The 18,098-nt window shown below is 31.9% G+C and carries 15 protein-coding genes; 9 read left to right on the top strand and 6 right to left on the bottom strand.

Translation table 11 applies throughout. From position 1 onward, the window contains the following. Positions 1-95 precede the first annotated feature (95 nt). The 7 genes from AC9UEH_RS02355 (at position 96) to murI (ending at position 7,616) form a co-directional block, all read left to right on the top strand. Positions 96-980: an NAD kinase gene (locus AC9UEH_RS02355; RefSeq protein WP_509528053.1), complete on the top strand. Its 885-nt coding sequence runs from the start codon at positions 96-98 to the stop codon at positions 978-980. A gap of 175 nt (positions 981-1,155) precedes the next feature. Continuing rightward, positions 1,156-1,842, top strand: coding sequence for a type IX secretion system protein PorG (porG, locus tag AC9UEH_RS02350; protein WP_509528051.1), 687 nt, complete (start codon positions 1,156-1,158; stop codon positions 1,840-1,842). Beyond that, entirely contained in the window at positions 1,839-2,579 is a 741-nt protein-coding gene (uppS, locus tag AC9UEH_RS02345; RefSeq protein ID WP_509528050.1) for an undecaprenyl pyrophosphate synthase, read from the top strand. The genes porG and uppS overlap by 4 nt, the downstream gene beginning before the upstream one ends. Further along, positions 2,476-5,262: an outer membrane protein assembly factor BamA gene (bamA, locus tag AC9UEH_RS02340; RefSeq protein WP_509528174.1), complete on the top strand. Its 2,787-nt coding sequence runs from the start codon at positions 2,476-2,478 to the stop codon at positions 5,260-5,262. Before uppS ends, bamA begins: the two co-directional genes overlap by 104 nt. Before the next feature lie 30 nt (positions 5,263-5,292). Then, positions 5,293-6,258 carry an OmpH/Skp family outer membrane protein gene (locus AC9UEH_RS02335; protein ID WP_509528049.1) on the top strand — a complete coding sequence of 322 codons (966 nt, stop codon included), beginning with the start codon at positions 5,293-5,295 and terminating at the stop codon, positions 6,256-6,258. A gap of 18 nt (positions 6,259-6,276) precedes the next feature. Then, on the top strand, positions 6,277-6,774 hold the full coding sequence (locus AC9UEH_RS02330; RefSeq protein WP_509528172.1) for an OmpH/Skp family outer membrane protein: 498 nt from the start codon (positions 6,277-6,279) through the stop codon (positions 6,772-6,774). A gap of 65 nt (positions 6,775-6,839) precedes the next feature. After that, positions 6,840-7,616, top strand: a complete 777-nt coding sequence (gene murI, locus AC9UEH_RS02325; RefSeq protein ID WP_509528047.1) for a glutamate racemase — start codon at positions 6,840-6,842, stop codon at positions 7,614-7,616. Between the two features lie 3 nt (positions 7,617-7,619). On the opposite strand, the gene AC9UEH_RS02320 is transcribed toward murI, so the two are convergent. Next, positions 7,620-8,138 carry a gamma carbonic anhydrase family protein gene (locus AC9UEH_RS02320; RefSeq protein ID WP_509528046.1) on the bottom strand — a complete coding sequence of 173 codons (519 nt, stop codon included), beginning with the start codon at positions 8,136-8,138 and terminating at the stop codon, positions 7,620-7,622. A 56-nt stretch (positions 8,139-8,194) separates the two neighbouring features. Continuing rightward, the gene (locus tag AC9UEH_RS02315; protein ID WP_509528044.1) at positions 8,195-9,193 is read right to left on the bottom strand and encodes a PorP/SprF family type IX secretion system membrane protein; all 999 of its coding nucleotides are present in this window, start codon (positions 9,191-9,193) and stop codon (positions 8,195-8,197) included. Between the two features lie 297 nt (positions 9,194-9,490). Here AC9UEH_RS02315 and AC9UEH_RS02310 point away from each other — a divergent pair, with 297 nt between their 5' ends. Then, entirely contained in the window at positions 9,491-10,390 is a 900-nt protein-coding gene (locus AC9UEH_RS02310) for a NifU family protein (RefSeq protein ID WP_509528043.1), read from the top strand. A 268-nt stretch (positions 10,391-10,658) separates the two neighbouring features. Continuing rightward, on the top strand, positions 10,659-12,683 hold the full coding sequence (locus AC9UEH_RS02305; protein ID WP_509528042.1) for a thioredoxin domain-containing protein: 2,025 nt from the start codon (positions 10,659-10,661) through the stop codon (positions 12,681-12,683). Here the strand turns inward: AC9UEH_RS02305 and tsaB are convergent. The 4 genes from tsaB to AC9UEH_RS02285 form a co-directional block, all read right to left on the bottom strand. Beyond that, the gene (tsaB, locus tag AC9UEH_RS02300; protein ID WP_509528041.1) at positions 12,673-13,341 is read right to left on the bottom strand and encodes a tRNA (adenosine(37)-N6)-threonylcarbamoyltransferase complex dimerization subunit type 1 TsaB; all 669 of its coding nucleotides are present in this window, start codon (positions 13,339-13,341) and stop codon (positions 12,673-12,675) included. The two genes, AC9UEH_RS02305 and tsaB, sit on opposite strands and share 11 nt — an antisense overlap. 25 nt (positions 13,342-13,366) lie before the next feature. Next, on the bottom strand, positions 13,367-14,668 hold the full coding sequence (locus tag AC9UEH_RS02295) for an efflux RND transporter periplasmic adaptor subunit (RefSeq protein ID WP_509528039.1): 1,302 nt from the start codon (positions 14,666-14,668) through the stop codon (positions 13,367-13,369). A 5-nt stretch (positions 14,669-14,673) separates the two neighbouring features. After that, the gene (locus tag AC9UEH_RS02290) at positions 14,674-16,053 is read right to left on the bottom strand and encodes a TolC family protein (RefSeq protein WP_509528038.1); all 1,380 of its coding nucleotides are present in this window, start codon (positions 16,051-16,053) and stop codon (positions 14,674-14,676) included. Positions 16,054-16,194: 141 nt separating this feature from the next. Further along, positions 16,195-18,098, bottom strand: a 1,904-nt coding sequence (locus AC9UEH_RS02285; RefSeq protein WP_509528037.1) for a TonB-dependent receptor, incomplete at its 5' end; no start/stop codon positions are given.

Below are 18,098 nucleotides of genomic sequence, written 5' to 3'. Positions count from 1 at the left end.
TTTGCTAATTACAATTAATTTCATATTCTAAAACACGACATTTTATCACGTTCATTACTTAGATCTAAATTTACTAGAAATAAATATTATAACAAATGAAAGTAGCGATTTACGGACAATATTATCAAAACAGTACGGAACCAATTATCCGAGATATTTTTGTTTTTTTTAATGAGAATAATGTTGAAATAATTATTGAAGCCGAGTTTTTAAAGCTTTTATATGACAAGCAAATTGTAAAAAAAGAATATAAAACCTTTCATTCTTATAAAGAATTAGATTCGAGTTTTGATATAATGATAAGCATCGGTGGTGACGGAACTATTTTGAGAGCCGCTACATTAGTTCGTGATTCTGGGATTCCAATTTTGGGAATAAATGCTGGAAGATTAGGATTTTTAGCAATGGTTCAAAAAGATGAAATTGCACAGTTTCTTCAATTTGTGATTGAAAAAAAATACACTATTTCTGAAAGAAGCTTAATTAGTTTGTCAAGTTCACCCGAGATTTCCGAAATTGAAGATATTAATTTTGCGATGAATGAAATTTCTGTAAGTCGAAAAGATACTACTTCGATGATTACAATTGAAACCTATTTAGACGGTGAATTTCTAAATTCGTATTGGGCAGACGGATTGATTATTGCAACGCCTACAGGTTCTACAGGATATTCCATGAGTTGTGGCGGACCAATTTTAACTCCAAATGTTACTAGTTTTGTAATTACTCCAATTGCACCTCATAATTTAAACGCAAGACCATTGGTAATTCCTGATAATACCGAAATTCGGCTTAAAATTTCGGGTCGTGAAGAGCAGTATTTGGTTTCTTTGGATTCCAGAATTGCATCGGTTAAAAACGAATCGATATTGACCATTAAGAAAACCCCTTTTAAAATAAAAATGGTTGAAATTCAAGAAGAAACTTTTTTCAAAACCTTGCGCAACAAATTACTTTGGGGAGAAGACAAGCGAAATTAAGTACTATTTTTTTAGAAAAAACATACTACAACTGCCTAATTTTCGTTTTCCCTTAATTAGAATATTGGAAGAATTCCTTTTTAATCAAAACAATGTATCATTTTATTAGAAATTCTATTTAGCAAGCTATTTAGAACCTATAATTGTTATATTTGCAAGCTATTTTGAAAAACCAATGAATAGAATTTGTATATTTCTTTTTTGTCTGATGGGCTTTACAAGCATAAATGCCCAAATTCACGAAATCGGTGTGTTTCTTGGCGGAAGTAATTACATTGGAGATATTGGTCCAACGACATACATCGCTCCTAATGAATTGGCTTTTGGATTGTTATATAAATGGAATAAAAGTCCACGTCATTCTTGGAGATTATCCTACACACAAGCTAAAATTACATCAAATGATGCAAATGCAAGTTCGCCCGGAAGAACACAAAGAGGATATAATTTTGAAAATAACATAAAAGAAGTATCTTTAGGGCTTGAATTTAATTTTTTTGATTTCAATTTGCATGATTTTATGCCTAAAGTAACGCCCTACATCTATAGTGGAATAAGTTATTTTGCCTACGATGAATTTTTTTATATTAACGGTGTACAAAAGAAAGATTATGCTAGTAGTGACATTGCAATTCCAATGACAATTGGAATAAAATCAAATGTATTAGACCATTTAATCTTAGCATTTGAAGTTGGAACAAGATATACCATGACAGATAATTTAGATGGAAGTAATCCAAAAAATAAAAATTTAGCGCCATTGAAATTTGGAGATATAAATAGTAATGATTGGTATGTTTTTTCAGGATTTACGCTCACGTACACCTTTGGAAACAAACCCTGTTATTGTGTGAATAAATGAATTTAGTAGAAACCATTAATACAGCTAATCTACCCAAGCATCTTGCCATTATTATGGATGGCAATGGGCGTTGGGCTGAGCAAAAAGGTTTGTTACGGGCAATGGGTCACGAAAATGGTACTAAATCCGTGCGAACTGTTGTAGAAGCATCCGCAAAGTTAGGCATTGAAAACTTGACGTTATATGCTTTTTCAACTGAAAACTGGAACCGACCAAAATTAGAAGTGGATTTGTTAATGAATCTGTTAATTAACTCATTGAAAAATGAGCTTAAAACATTACAAGATAATAATATAAGATTAAATACTATTGGAAATATAGATTTATTGCCAAAATCAGCGCAAAAAAAACTCCAGACAGTAATAGAAAAAACGAGAGATAATTCAAGAATGGTTTTAACATTGGCTCTAAGCTATGGATCTAGGGAAGAACTTATAAATGTTGTTAAAAATATCAGCAATAAAGTTAAAAATAATATAATTTCAATAGACAGCATAGACGAATCAATTATAAATCAGCATCTTTACACGCAAAATTTACCTGAGGTAGATTTTTTGATAAGAACAAGTGGTGAACATCGAATTAGTAATTTTTTGCTTTGGCAAATAGCTTATGCAGAATTATATTTTACAGATGTATTATGGCCTGACTTTAAAGAAGACGATTTGTACGAAGCGATTATTAGCTATCAAAAAAGAGAACGTAGGTTTGGAAAAACAAGTGAACAAATTAAATAAATTATTAGTGTTAAATAAAAGCATCCAATTATTCGTTACGATTATATTATTCGGAATTAGTACTCAAATAGCTGCACAAGAAAGAGTTCCATTTGATCAAGGAAAAAAATACCTCCTTGGAGATGTTGCAGTTACTGGTAAAATTAGCTTTAATAAGCAAACTGTGGTTACATTTGCTGGACTTGAAAAAGGTCAAAAAATAACAGTTCCTGGAGAAGAAATCAGTAATGCCATTAAGAAATTAGGAAAATTAGGCTTGTTTGGTGAAATTGATTTTTATGTAAATCAGATAAAAGGAGATAGTATTTTCCTTGAATTGAATATCAATGAATTGCCAAAACTTACCAATGTAAAGTTCACTGGTATAAAGAAAAATAAAGTTGAAGCATTAATTAAAGACAATGGATTGACTCCAGGTAAAGTGGTTAATGAGAATTTATTAACAACCACTAAAAATTATATCGAAAACAAATACAAAAAAGACGGTTATTATAGTACAAAAGTAAATATAAATACCATTCAAGATACCGCAACTATTAACAGAGTTAAATTAGTTATTGCGATAGATAAAGGTGAGAAAATAAAAATAAGCGAAATAAACTTTTTAGGAAATTCTAAATTTTCAGATAAAACCCTTCGCGGTGTAATGTCGGATACCAAGCAGAAAAATCCAATTAGATTTTGGAAATCTTCAAAATTTATAAAAGAGAAATACAAAACTGATTTAGCAAAAGTTATTGATAAATATAAAGAAAAAGGATTTCGTGATGCACGAATAGTTTCTGATAGCGTGATTTTTAATAATGCTAAAAACGACTTGACAATAAATATTAATATTGAGGAAGGAAATAAGTATTATTTTGGAAATATTAAGTTTTTAGGAAATACCGCCTATTCTGATCAAGGATTAAAAAGTATTTTAGGAGTGAATAAAGGTGACGTCTATAACGGAGTATTGCTTCAAAAAAGAATTGCAGACAAATCTAAACCAGACGGTGACGATATTACCAATTTATATCAAAATAGCGGCTACTTATTCTCTAATATTAATGCCGTAGAAGTTAAAACAGCAAACGACACTATTGATTTTGAAATTAGAGTAACTGAAGGTCCAGTTGCCTATTTTAATAAAATTACAGTTGTTGGTAACGATAAAACGCATGATGAAGTAATTTACCGTGAGTTACGAACAAAACCTGGAGAAAAATACAGTAAAGAAGAATTAGTTAGTACGATTCGTGAAATTGGACAATTGGGATTTTTTGACCCCGAGGCTATCGATCCAAAATTTAAAAATGTTGATTCATCAGCTGGGACAGTTGATATAGAGTACAATCTTGTAGAAAAAGGATCTAGCCAAATTGAACTTCAAGGAGGTTATGGTGGTGGTGGTTTTATTGGAACATTGGGATTATCATTCAACAATTTCTCTATGCGTAATTTATTTAACAAAGAAGCTTACAAGCCTTTACCAATGGGTGATGGGCAAAAAGTTTCTTTGAGATTACAAGGAAGTACCTATTTTCAAACCTACAGTATGTCATTTTCTGAACCTTGGTTTGGAGGTAAAAAACCAATACAATTTAGCACATCTTTATCTTATAGCAAGCAATTTTTAAATAATTACAGCACCGGATCGGTGGACAAAGATAAAAGTTTTAATATTCTCTCAGCATCTTTAGGACTGGCTAAAAGACTAACAGTACCAGATGCCTATTTTGTCCTTTCTCATGCAATTAGCTTCCAATATTATGATTTGAATAATTATAATACCGGTTTATTTACTTTTGGAAATGGCTCTTCGAGAAATTTTGCATATACAATAGGATTAAGCCGAAATAACAAAGGTGTAAATCCAATATTCCCAACATACGGTTCTGAATTCAGTGTTTCAGCAAAATTTTCACCACCCTATTCCTTAATTAACAAGATTGATTATGCCAATTTAGGAAACGAAGAAGCTTATAAATTAAAGAATACTGGAGACGGCTATTTCGACATAAATAATAATTGGGTGGGAAATGGTGATTATATCAAAACAATAGTAATTAACGGTTTAAGTTCAAAAGTGAAAGCAGATACATTTTCGGAAGCGGATGCAGACCAATCAAAAGTAGATCAGAAAAAATTTAATTGGTTAGAATACTATAAAATAAAATTTAAAGCTGATTGGTATACAAAAATTTATGGTAAATTAGTACTTCGTTCTTTGGGTGAATTTGGCTTCTTGGGTGCTTATAACAAAGATCGCGGTTTAGTTCCTTTCGAAAGATTTTTTGTAGGTGGTGATGGATTGGCAAATTATGCATTAGATGGAAGAGAGGTAATTGGATTGCGGGGTTACCCAAATCAATCGTTGACACCTTCAGACAGTAGAGGTGCTCAGAATGGCGCAACAGTGTATAATAAATTTTCTTTGGAATTAAGATATCCGTTAACCTTGAAATCGGCAGCATCAATTTATGCATTATCATTTCTTGAAGGTGGAGCGGCATACGACACCTTTAAAAATTATAATCCATTTGTCTTGCAACGTTCGGCTGGATTTGGTTTAAGAGTATTTATGCCAGCATTTGGGTTATTAGGAATTGATTTTGGATACGGTTTTGACGCCCTCCCTATTCAAGGACTAACAAAGCCTAACGGATGGGAAACACATTTTATTATTGGGCAGCAATTTTAAAAAATTTAATATTTCTAATAAAATTTAGATATGAGAAAACATTTTTTACTAATTTTGACAATTCTAATTTTTACTGTATCGTTTGGACAAACAAAAGGAGTAAAGATTGGATATATAGATATGGAATTCATATTGCAGAATCTTCCTGGTTATGCTGAAGCAAATAATCAATTAGAACAAAAAGCACAAATATGGAAGCAGGAAATTGAGATTAAAAAAAATGATATTATAAAACTTAAAGATGCCTTAAAAACAGAACAAGTTTTATTAACAAAAGAACTAATAGCTGAAAAACAAGAAGAAATAACATTTCAAGAAAATGCATTGTTAGAATACAATCAAAAAAGATTTGGACCAACTGGAGATTTGATAATTCAAAAATCAATTCTAGTTAAACCTATTCAAGATCAAATATTCACAATAGTTCAGGATTTGTCTGAAGCAAAAAAATACGACTTTATTTTTGACAAATCGTCAGACTTAACAATGTTATTTGCGGCAAAAAGATATGATATTAGCGACCAAGTTTTAAGGGTTTTAAACAGAGCCGAGAAACGAGAGCAGATGACTAAAAAACAAATCAAATTAGAAGAAGAAAAAGATGCTAAAGAGGATTTTGCAAAGGAAAATCCAGAAAAAGCAGAAAGACAAAAAATTTTAGATGATAAAAAACTAGCACGAGTACAATACGCGAAAGATAAAAAAGCCGAAGCCGAAGAAAAGAAAAAAACTGCCGAAGAAAATAGAAAAAAAATAGCACTAGAAAAAACGTTGAAAAATGCAGAAAATAATCCTGTTATTGATTCAACAAAAAATAAAAATACTGATGCCAAAGCTAAAGCAGAAGCTATTAAACAGGCTGCTATAGCGCTTAGAGCTAAAAAGCTTGAAGATAATAAAAAAGCAGTTGAAGATAGAAAAAATAAAATTCTTGAAGAACGAGAAGCAGCAAAAAAGGCGAAAGATGAAAAATTAAAATTAAAACCAATAAATTAATAATTAATACTTAAAATGATGAAACAATTAAAATGCTTATTAATAGCTACAATTTTTTTCTTAGGAGCAAACCAAGTTTCCGCACAATCAAAAACCGCACACGTAGAAGTAAGTGAAATTATGGCAAAAATGCCAGCAATTCTTGAAGCTCAAAAACAATTAGAAAAATTGAGTATTGAATATCAAGCAGTTTACAAAACTATGGGGGAAGAATACCAAGCCAAAGTAAAAAAATACGAGGGTGAAGTTGCTACTGTATCTGAAAAAATGAATATCGAGCGTCAGAAAGAGGTTCAAGATATGGAAAAAAGAATTCAAGAGTACGGGCAAACTGCACAAAAAGAATTGCAAACAAAAGAAACTGATTTAATGAAGCCTATTCAAGAAAAAATTAAAGCTGCAATTCAAAAAGTCGGTAAAGCCAAAGGATTTCAATATGTTTTGAATTCTGAAAGTCTTTTGTTAGCTGATGGTCCAAACTTGACTTTAGATGTTAAAAAAGAATTAGGTTTTTAATCTAACTCATAATAAATAATTGAAACTGCTCAAAATTTGAGCAGTTTTTTTTTACATTTGTTTCTATGATTAACAATAATCCTATAGGCTTGTTTGATTCTGGTATTGGCGGTACTTCCATTTGGAGAGCCCTTCATGCGTTGATGCCTTATGAAAATACTATTTATCTTGCAGATAGTAAAAATGCACCCTACGGGGAAAAATCGAATGAGGAAATTATTTCATTAAGTAAAAAAAATACTGAATTACTTTTAGAACTCAATTGTAAAATTATAGTGGTAGCTTGTAATACGGCAACTACCAATGCAATTAAGGAACTTAGGGCAACGTATAACATTCCGTTTATTGGGATAGAACCCGCAATAAAACCGGCTGCTTCCAACTCAAAAACTCAAACCATAGGGATTTTAGCTACAAAGGGTACTTTAAGTAGTGAGTTGTTTAATAAAACAATAGCACAATACCAAAATACAAAAATTATAGAGCAAATTGGTCACGGATTGGTAGAATTAATAGAAAGTGGGGCTATCGATTCTCCTGAAATGGAAGAATTATTAAATTCCTATATTAATCCAATGATTGAAAAAAATATCGATTACTTAGTTTTAGGATGCAGTCATTATCCCTACCTAATGCCAAAAATAAGTAAAATTATTCCCAAAAACGTTCAAATTATAGACTCTGGAGAAGCAGTTGCAAGACAAACACTAGCTGTTTTAAAAGATAAAACCGGGATATCTTCCGTTCAAAAAAGTAGTTCTCTTTTTTATTCAAATGGAAATCCGATAGTACTTAGTGATATATTAAAAAATAAATATCCCGTAATACAAAAAGATTTTTAGGTATTATTCTTCAACTTTAAACCAACTTGAATACATAACGTAATTATTCGAAATCCGTTCAATTTCTCCAGCAAAATCTGATTGGTCAATATCTTTTACTTTTTTTGCAGGAACTCCAGCCCATATACTTCCAGATGCTACAAAAGTGTTTTGAGTTATAACAGCTCCCGCAGCAATAATTGAATTGCTTTCTATTACACAATTATCCATAATAATAGCGCCCATTCCTATTAATACATTATCATGAATAGTGCAACCATGAACAATGGCGTTGTGCCCAATCGAAACGTTATCGCCTATAATAGTTGGGTGTTTTTGATAGGTACAATGAATGATAGCTCCATCCTGAATATTAACTTTGTTGCCAATAGTTATGGAATTTACATCCCCACGAATCACCGCGTTAAACCAGACACTGCAGGAAGCACCAAAAGAAACATCACCAATTATCGTTGCATTTTCAGCTACAAAACAATCTCCTGGAATTGAAGGGGATTTTCTATTTACAGTTTTTATCAACATAGTTTAAAAAAATAGTCCCGAATTTAATCGGGACTGTATTTATACTCTTTAAATGTCTAATTAATCGCAGGGCAATTACAGTGGTATTTTTCTGGATCACAGAATAAATTTAAACCAATTGTAATTTGATGAAAACCGCGATTGTCAAATTTAACATCTCCTAACAACTGTGAATAAGTATAAGCAAACATAAAATTTTTGTAATTTACACCTAATATCGGACTAACGTATTGTAGTTTTTGTTCAGCAATACCATTGCCATTTATATATTGTGCCCCATCTAGACTTCTTCTGTAAGATAAACCTCCCCAAATTTTTCCGTCTTCAAAATTTTTATACCCTTTTAGGTTAAAATCTATTGAACTTTCTTTTGTTTTTTGAATACTTTGAAACATAATTGAAGGCTCCCACAAAAACGTATCTGCCTCGCCAAAAGTGTATCCAGCACTTAAAATAACTTTTCTAAGATTATCGCTTTCATATTCAGAATAAATATTTCTTCTTGTTTCAACTGCATTTTTTACTGTTAAATGAGTGTAAAATTCTAAATAATTATAAGAAGCTCCTATATCAAAGTTTACATACGATTCTTTTTGAATAATTGTTCCATCTACTATTGGATCATAATTTCCAGAATTTCTAAATTGAGTTTCGTCCAATTGGCTTTGGATTAAAACACCACTAATTCCAAATGACAATTGATTCAAATCTATATCGTCTCTTGAAAACATCAAATGATGGGCATAAGTAAACTTTACTCCTTTTTGAGAGTGGTATCCATTTTTGTCACTAAAGAGGATCATCCCAATTCCGGATTTTTCGTCTATTCGACCGTTGATACTTAAGGTTTGCAATTGCGGAGCATCATCTTGCTCAAACCATTGCTTGCGCGCAGTCAATCTAATTTTTGTGCAACTAGACGCACCGGCCATAGAAGGATGGATTAAATAATAATTATCTGATAAATAATCCGAATATACTGCAACTCCTTCTTGTGAGTATGAAATTTGAGCAATAAATAATAATGCTAATAAATATAGTTTTTTAAATTTCATTTTTATTTAATAAATGTATTAATATTTAAATATCTGTATTGGATTTAAAAAATCTTTTATATAAAATGATTTTTAAAATTCAAGTATACAAATATCATATTATAATATAGTTGTCAAATATATAAATTTTTGTGTGATTAATCAAACTAACACAATATTATAATAAAAATAAAAATAAAGCTAGAATTAAAGATTAATTTAGAACCAGAATAAAAAATCAATTACTAAATATAAATTTAATTCAATTGGAATTATTTATCTTTGTAGCACGTTTTTAAACAAAATTAAATTCAAAAAATGATAAAAATCACTATAAAAAGCACCCAAAATTCTGCAATTCTAAAGTTTGAATTTCCAGATTTCATAACCCAAAACGAAAGTTTTGAGTTCAAAAACATTGACGAAGCCAAAGCATCTCCTCTCGCCCAACAATTATTCTACTTGCCGTTTGTAAAAACAGTATATATTTCTGGGAATTTCATAGCAATTGAACGCTACACAATCGTAGAATGGGAAGATGTGCAAGATGCCGTTGCGGAACAAATAGAGCAATTTGTTAATACTGGCGGTATTATTATCACCGTTGACGAAAATAAATCTAAGAAGCAACCCATCACAGTATATGGTGAAACAACACCAAATCCAGCAGCTCTGAAATTTGTCGTGAGCAAAATGTTGACTAAAAACGCTATCGAATTCAAAAATATTGATGCTACAGCAGCCTCACCATTGGCGAAAGCGCTATTCAATTTTTCGTATGTAAAGGAAGTTTTCATCGACGAAAATTATATTTCTGTAACCAAATATGAAGTCAACGAATGGAACGAAATTACCTTGGAATTGCGTTCGTTCATCAAGCAATTCATCGAAAATGGCGGTACTGTTTTAGACGAAACCCTATTGGTAACCGATTCAAAACAGGAGAAACAGCAAATTAAAAACTTCGATAGTTTAGACACAACCTCGCAACAAATTATCAATATTTTGGAAGAATATGTAAAACCTGCGGTCGCTGCAGATGGTGGAAATATTCTATTCGATTCCTACGATGAAAAAGAAAAACGGGTTAAAGTAATCCTACAAGGCGCTTGCAACGGTTGTCCGTCTTCAACTTTTACTCTAAAAAGTGGAATCGAAAACATGCTGAAAGACATGCTGAAAGACGAAGACATTAAAGTAGAAGCCGTAAACGCCTGAGTAAGTCGAATGTTTAATGTCGTAAAGTCAAAAGTCTCGAAATAGTTAAAAAACTATATATAATCAGCCAATTTCATTGAATTACATATTTTAAAATACGACACTTTATTACACTTACTACTTAACTTTATTAGTAACAAATTAGCTTTTTTATAAACGCTTTTTTTAGGAGCTGCCTGCCTGCCGGCGAGAAGATTTCCAGCTATTTGATTCAATCCACGCCCAAAAGCGTGGGATTTTCACGTCTATCTGGGCTAAAAAACATACCATGAACGAACTACATTCCGAAACCAGTCCGTATCTTTTACAACACGCAAACAATCCTGTGCATTGGAAAGCATGGAATGCTAACTCATTGGCTACAGCCCAAGAACACAACAAACTTATCATCGTTAGTATTGGCTATTCAGCGTGCCATTGGTGTCATGTTATGGAACACGAAAGTTTTGAAAATGATGAAGTGGCGCAAACCATGAACCAACATTACATCAACATAAAAGTAGATCGAGAAGAACGCCCCGACGTTGATGCAGTTTATATGAAAGCCGTTCAAATAATGACAGGACGAGGCGGTTGGCCACTAAATATTGTGGCACTTCCCGACGGAAGACCCGTTTGGGGCGGCACCTATTTCCGAAAAGAAGAATGGATTTCAACATTAGAACAGCTACAAGAATTGTATCAATCGCAACCCGAAAAAATGATTGGTTACGCTGAAAAATTACACCTCGGAATTGAAAGTTTGGGAATGTCTAAGGCGGAGATTTCATCGGAAACTTTGAATCAAAATAGCCTTGAACCTTTAATCGAAAAATGGATTAAAAGTTTCGATTTGGAATTTGGGGGAATGGCACACGCACCAAAATTTATGATGCCCAATAACTATCAATTTCTATTGCGATACGGGCATCAAAAACAAAATCAGAAAGTGTTGAATTTCGTAAATCTTACCTTGACAAAAATGGCTTTTGGTGGACTTTTCGATACCGTTGATGGTGGATTTTCTCGCTATTCAGTCGATATGAAATGGCACGTTCCTCACTTTGAAAAAATGCTTTATGACAACGGGCAATTGGTTTCGTTGTATGCTGACGCCTATAAACTAACGAAAAATCCTTTGTACAAAGAAGTTATCGAAAAAACGTTGACTTTCATTTCAAGAGAATTAATAAATGCTGAAAATGGCTTTTATTGTGCCTTAGACGCCGATAGTTTAAACGAAAAGCAACACTTGGAAGAAGGGGTTTTTTATGTTTGGAAAGAAGCAACATTACATAACATTCTGAAAGATGATTTTGAATTGTTTCGTCAGGTTTTCAATGTGAATGAATTTGGTTATTGGGAAGAAGGCAATTATGTTTTAATTCAAAATCAGGAGTTGGAAGCCATTGCAATCCAAAATAAAATAACGCTTTCTGAATTGCAATCTAAGAAAAAAAACTGGGAACAATTGCTTTTCATTGAACGGGAAAAAAGAAGCAAACCAAGATTAGACGATAAAGCATTGACGTCTTGGAATGCCATAATGTTAAAAGGTTTTGTAGATGCTTTTAAAGCTTTGGGCGATGCCAATTATTTAGAAATCGCCACTAAAAACGGGAATTTTATCATTGAAAAACAATGGACGCCCGACGGCAATTTATACCATAATTATAAGAATGGAAAAAGCACGATAAACGGTTATCTTGAAGATTATTGTTTTGTAATTGAAGCTTTTATAGCGCTTTATGAAGTGACATTAGATGAAAAATGGCTGCAAAATGCCAAGCAATTAACTGATTACTGTTTTGAAACTTTTTATGATGAAAAGTCAGGGTTTTTTGCCTTTACATCCAAAGTCGATGCGCCTCTTATAACTACTCATTTTGAAACTGAAGACAATGTCATACCGGCTTCCAACTCGGTGATGGCAAATAATTTATTCAAGCTGAGTATCTATTTTCATAATCCCTATTATGAAACTATTTGCATGAAAATGCTTAAACAAATCATTCCAAACATTGATTATCCATCTGGATATTCCAATTGGTTGAATGTTTTTATGAATTATTCAGAGCAAAATAGAGAATTGGGGGTTTGTGGAGAAAAAGCATGGGAATATATAACTAAAATCAATCAGAATTACTTTCCTAATTTAGTGATTTCAGGAACAAAAGTAGCAACTTCCCTACCCTTTTTAAAAGACCGATTTGTTGAAAATGAAACCCTGTTTTATATTTGTCAAAACCAAACTTGCCAACTCCCAACAGAAAATTTTGAAAAAGTAATTAATGAAATTCAAATTATTTTTTAGAAACGGTAATCATAAAGTCTTTTAAATAATACGGCTCAAAGTACGCTACATCTTCAAAATTTTTTTCTTGAAATTTTTTGTAACTCAAAAAACTCATTTCTTTTGCTGACGGATATACAATTTCATTATGAAAAATAAAGTTTTGCTTCGTTAAAACAGTTTTTGTTTTTTCAGAACAATCACCCACAAAATGAATAGTTTCAGTGCTTTCTAAAAAAGAGGTTTCTGTAATAATTTCCGCTTGAACTTCCCTTATTTTATATAATTTAGAATTGAAAATTGCAGAATACACTTCCATTCTTCGAGCATCAATCATGGGTATAATTAGGCCTTCTGAAATTGATAATTGTGAAGCTAAAACCTGTAATGTATCGATTGCAATCAAAGGAATATCGAGTGCAAAACACAAACCCTTCGCTGCCGAAACGCCAATGCGCAAACCGGTATAAGAACCCGGACCTTGACTTACTGCAATTGCCAATAAATCTTTGGGAGTTAGCTGCAATTCCTGCAAACATTCTTCAATGAAAACATGTAATCTTTCCGCATGAGAATATCCTTCTTCAGCCATTTCTTTGCATAAAATGGTTTCCCCATCTTTTGCAATTGCGACAGAACAGTTTTTGGTGGCTGTTTCTAAATTGAGGATGTAAGACACGTTTTGTAAAGTTGAAATTTCTATATTACTTCTTTTCTGGTTTTTTAATTCCAGTACTCACCACAATTTTATCACCTGAATTCAACTCTTTTGTGACTGTTGTATAGGGCCCAATAATTACAACATCTCCTTTTTTAAGTCCCGAAATCACTTCGATATTGGTGTCGTCCTGAATTCCTGTTTTTATAATTCTGATTTTAGCTTTATCGCCGACTTTCAAAAATACACATTCCAATTTCTTATCGCTTTTTGGTGCAATTTTATTTTCTTTGTCTTTTGAATCTTCAACCACAATTTTAGAAGTTGCTGTTGTATCAGATTTTACAACTATAGAACTAATTGGCACGCCAATAACATTTTCTTTTCTAGTAGTAATAATGTCCACAGTAGCAGTCATTCCAGGTCTAAACGGAGAATACGTAGTTGGTTTTCCTTCTAATAAATCCATATACGATTCTTTAAGAATTCTGATTTTCACTTTAAAATTCGTTACTTGATCGGCTGTTAATGCTGTACTTGCCGAATTTGAAATACTGGTAACAATTCCTTTAAATACTTTTTTTAGATAGGCATCAACTTCTACTTTTGCAGAATCACCAACGTTGATTTTCACAATATCATTTTCATTTACATTCACTTCCACTTCCATATTGTTCAGGTTGGCAACACGAAGAATTTCCGTTCCGGTCATTTGTTGCGTTCCTAAAACACGTTCGCCTAGTTCCACATTTAGTACAGAAATTGTTCCGTCTGCCGGTGCATAAATTATGGTTCTTCCTAAGTTGTCTTTCGCTTCATTAACGGTTGCAGATGCGCTTTGAACATTATAAAAAGCAGATTGTTTAGATGCTTTTGCGACTTCAAACGAAGCAATGGCTTTGTCCCAATCAGATTTTGAAATAATCCCTTTGTCAAACAAGATTTTATTCCGTTCATAGCTTGATTTGGCTTCATTGAATTGCGCTTCCGCTTGCGTCAGTCCTGCTTTTGTGCCTGACAAATTAGAAACTGTTCTGTTCAATCCTGAGGTATATAAATCTGGGTTTATTTTTACTAATAAATCTCCTTTTTTAACTACTTGACCTTCTTTGATAGGCAAATCGATGATTTCTCCAGAAACCATTGATGCAATTTTAACTTCTGTCTCTGGTTGGATTTTTCCCGTTGCAGAAACTGTTTCCACGACCGTAATTTCATTTACAGTTGCAATTTCAACATCCATTCCTTTGTCTTTTTTACCAATAACGCCTGTTTTTGAAAGCACTAATAACACCACTACAAGAGCTACTGCTGAACCTAATAAAATATAAATTGTTTTCTTTGACATACTACTTATTGTTTTTTTATGATTGGAATTCCAAAATAGAATTCGATTACTTTTACTCGGAATATATAATCGTATTTTGTTCTTACGACTTCTGATTGTGCGTTTACAAATAATGTTTGCGATTGATTTAAATCGAAGGCATTCATCATTCCAACGGCAAATTTTTCTTTAGCATAATTATAGGCTTCTTGCCTTGCTTCCAAGGTTATTATGGCAGATTCATTCGCTTTCATCGCTCCTTTGGCATTGGTAAAAGCCGTATAAACATTCCTCTCTAAATCTAATTCTTGTTGGCTAAACGCAATTTTTGAACGATCTAATGCGACTTTTGAACGATCTACATTATTACGAACAGAAAAACCATTTAGCACTGGAATATTCATTTGAAAACCAAAAGAATGTCCTTTATTATTGTCAAATTGCTTAAAAACTGGTAGTGCTGGCGCAAGAATTGGGTTTCCTGTTCCATCAATTCCAACAATTCTGTCAGAATATCCAGCTCTTGTACTCAAACTATAAAATCCGTGTAAACTTGGCTGGTTTGCGCCATTTGCAATTTTCAAATCACGTTCTGCAATTTCCAAGTTGGTTTTTGCGATTTTCAATTCTATGCGTTCTTCTTTTGCTTTTGCAAATATTGCAGCGGGTGTTTGAAGAAGTGTTGAACTTTCTTTGGCATCATAATTGGCATCGGCAATATCAAAATCTTGGAAATTATCTAATTGTAATAATTGCGCCAAACTTAATTTTGAAATTAACAAGGCGTTTTCGGCAGTTACAATCGCCTGATTATTGGTGGCAACCGTAGCTTTTATATCCAATAAATCTCCACGAGGAACAACGCCTGCATTTACTAATTCTTGCGAACGAAGCAATTGCTTTTCATTATTTGAAAGTTGTTCTTTTTGAACTTTTAGGTTTTCTTTATTAAAAAGTATTTGTAAAAATGCATTGGCAACGTTTAAAGAAATATCGTCTTTCATTTTTGAAAGTTGGTATTCCGAAGCTACAATGGCAAGATTGGCTCTTCGCAAACGGTTTTGATTTTGCATTCCGTTATAAATTGCAACGTTAGAACTTATTCCCGCAGAAGTAAATTGCGTTGTTTGATTTTCTAATAATCCTGTTGTAATGTTTTGGTTCAAACCAATATTCCACGAATGGGAACCATTGATATTAAAGCTAGGGAGGAAATTTCCAACAGCTGCCGATTTTTCAATGGAAGCCGATTTTGTATCCAATTCCGATTGCTTAATGGAAATGTTATTCTTGATGGCATAATTAACACATTCTTCTAAAGTCCATTTTTTGGATTGTGCTTGAGAAAGCAAACCTAAAAAAAGCAGAAAAAAGAATATGGTTTTACTAATAATTGTTTGTTTCATAAAATACTGAATTCTAAATCGGTTGTTGCAACTGCAAATTTAACTTTTTTTAGCAATTTAAACTAAATTTAACTTAATCTTATAAGACGATTCGTAGAGAATTATGTTACTCGAATTTAAGTGTTTTGGCAGACATATCAATTATAATTTATAATTAATGGAAAACATAAATACCCTTGGCAAAACAAAAGTTGTTCTTTCGGTAATTATATAATCCGAAAAAGAATAATCATTTTTAACTTTATTATTAAAAAGATTATTCGCTAAAAGTTCAAAACCAAAAGGACTATTCTTCTTTTGGTATCGCAAAGACGAATTGGCAATATCATAATAATTAGATTGATTGGAACTGTTCGTGTTTTTTAAGTTTTCATAATCAAATGAGAAAATAAAAAACTTTAAAAAAGTAAATCCTACTTCCGATGTAAATTCGTCGGATTGATAATTACTTATTGCAATTCCTTTAAATTGACTGTAACCTTTTTTATATCCAATACTGAAATCAGGCCATTTTTTATAAGCCGTTTTAATAGCGAATCCAACATTTTGATTGTTTCTATCATTAATAACTGTGGTATTGTTTATTTTTTGAACATAATTGAACCAATTCAAATTAGAATTAAATTTCAAACTAAAGCGATAAACTCTTTTGCTAACGGAACCATTAAAACGCCAAGTGGTTTCTGGGTTATCTGTCAAAATGGGAGTTGCATATTGATTAATTCCAGACAAATCAATGTTGTTTCTTATGGTTTTCACTTTTTTATTAAAACTCGTCATCGCATTCCAAATTACCCCTCGATACATATTCATTTTAGAATACCTTAAATTCGCAGTATGAAATTGCTCGTTTTCTAATAATGCATTTCCTTTGAAAACCGCATTGTAACTTTGCAACGTAAATTGATTTGCCAGTTGAGTTACTTCAGGGAAATCATTCGTGAGTTTATAATTAAAATCTAATGTTTCCGATTTATTAAACTCATAATTACTATTGAATTGCGGTTGTAAAAGTGTTTTTGAAATTGAAAAGGTACTGACATTTTGTAACGTATTCAAATGATACCAGTGCATATAAATACCTGGTTTATTTGTCCATTTACCTATTTTGAATTTATATTCTATGCCGATATAAGCATCGTTTATTTGATATTTTACAGCATTCCCAAAACCTGCAGTCGAAAAATCATTAATAGAACCATTTGTCAACACTTGTCGCTCTGAAGTTTCAAAATTTGAATTAATAAAGTTGTTCCCTAAATTGGTATAAAGATGATTAAAGTTGTTAATTATCCAATAATGCTTAAATAATGCATCAACTGTATTGTTTTTTATCTTTTTAATTTGCTCAATTGTGTAATTTGAATCTGTTTGCAGTGGAATTAATCCCGCTAAAAAAAGTTGGTCTGTAAACCAATGATTTTGTGGTGTGTTTTTTTCATACGATTGATTGACGACAAGGGTTGTTGTGTGATGTTCGTTATAACTTTTGTGCCATTCAATATATTGTTTTAATGACACATTATCTGTTTTACTTATAGTTTCAAAAGTATTTGAGTTTAAATTTGTTATCGAATTTAGTTCATTATACATATTGTTAGAATCCGATTGGAACTGCGAATTGTAATACCATTTTTCCTTGGTGTTTGGCGAATAATCAAGTTTAATATTTGCAATTCCTAATATTGTTTTAGTATCATTTTTTTGAAATCTATTTTCAAAAGCTATGGCGCTATTTTGCAAATATTCATTTTTACTATCCGTTTGAGACCGCATAAATACATTTGAAAAGATACCAAATCCAGAAATTGAAAGCTTAGGGGAAGTATCAAAACTAAAATTCAGTGCACTAAATTGAGATTTATTTAGTGTTACATCTGAATTATCATTTGTAAAAGAAAATAAATTTGTCAACGATTTTCTTTCTGATAAAAAGCTACTCATACCGCCTTGAAAACGCATTAAATCTTCAAATGTAAAGGTGCTTTTTCCAATATTATTGCTATCGCCAATAAAACTCAAATTTGTTTTTGGAGCGTAATAAA

It is taken from the genome of Flavobacterium sp. (genome assembly GCF_040402835.1).
Lineage (GTDB): Bacteria > Bacteroidota > Bacteroidia > Flavobacteriales > Flavobacteriaceae > Flavobacterium.
Note: the sequence above shows the minus strand (reverse complement) of the source record. Positions and strands in the feature narration are given on the sequence as shown.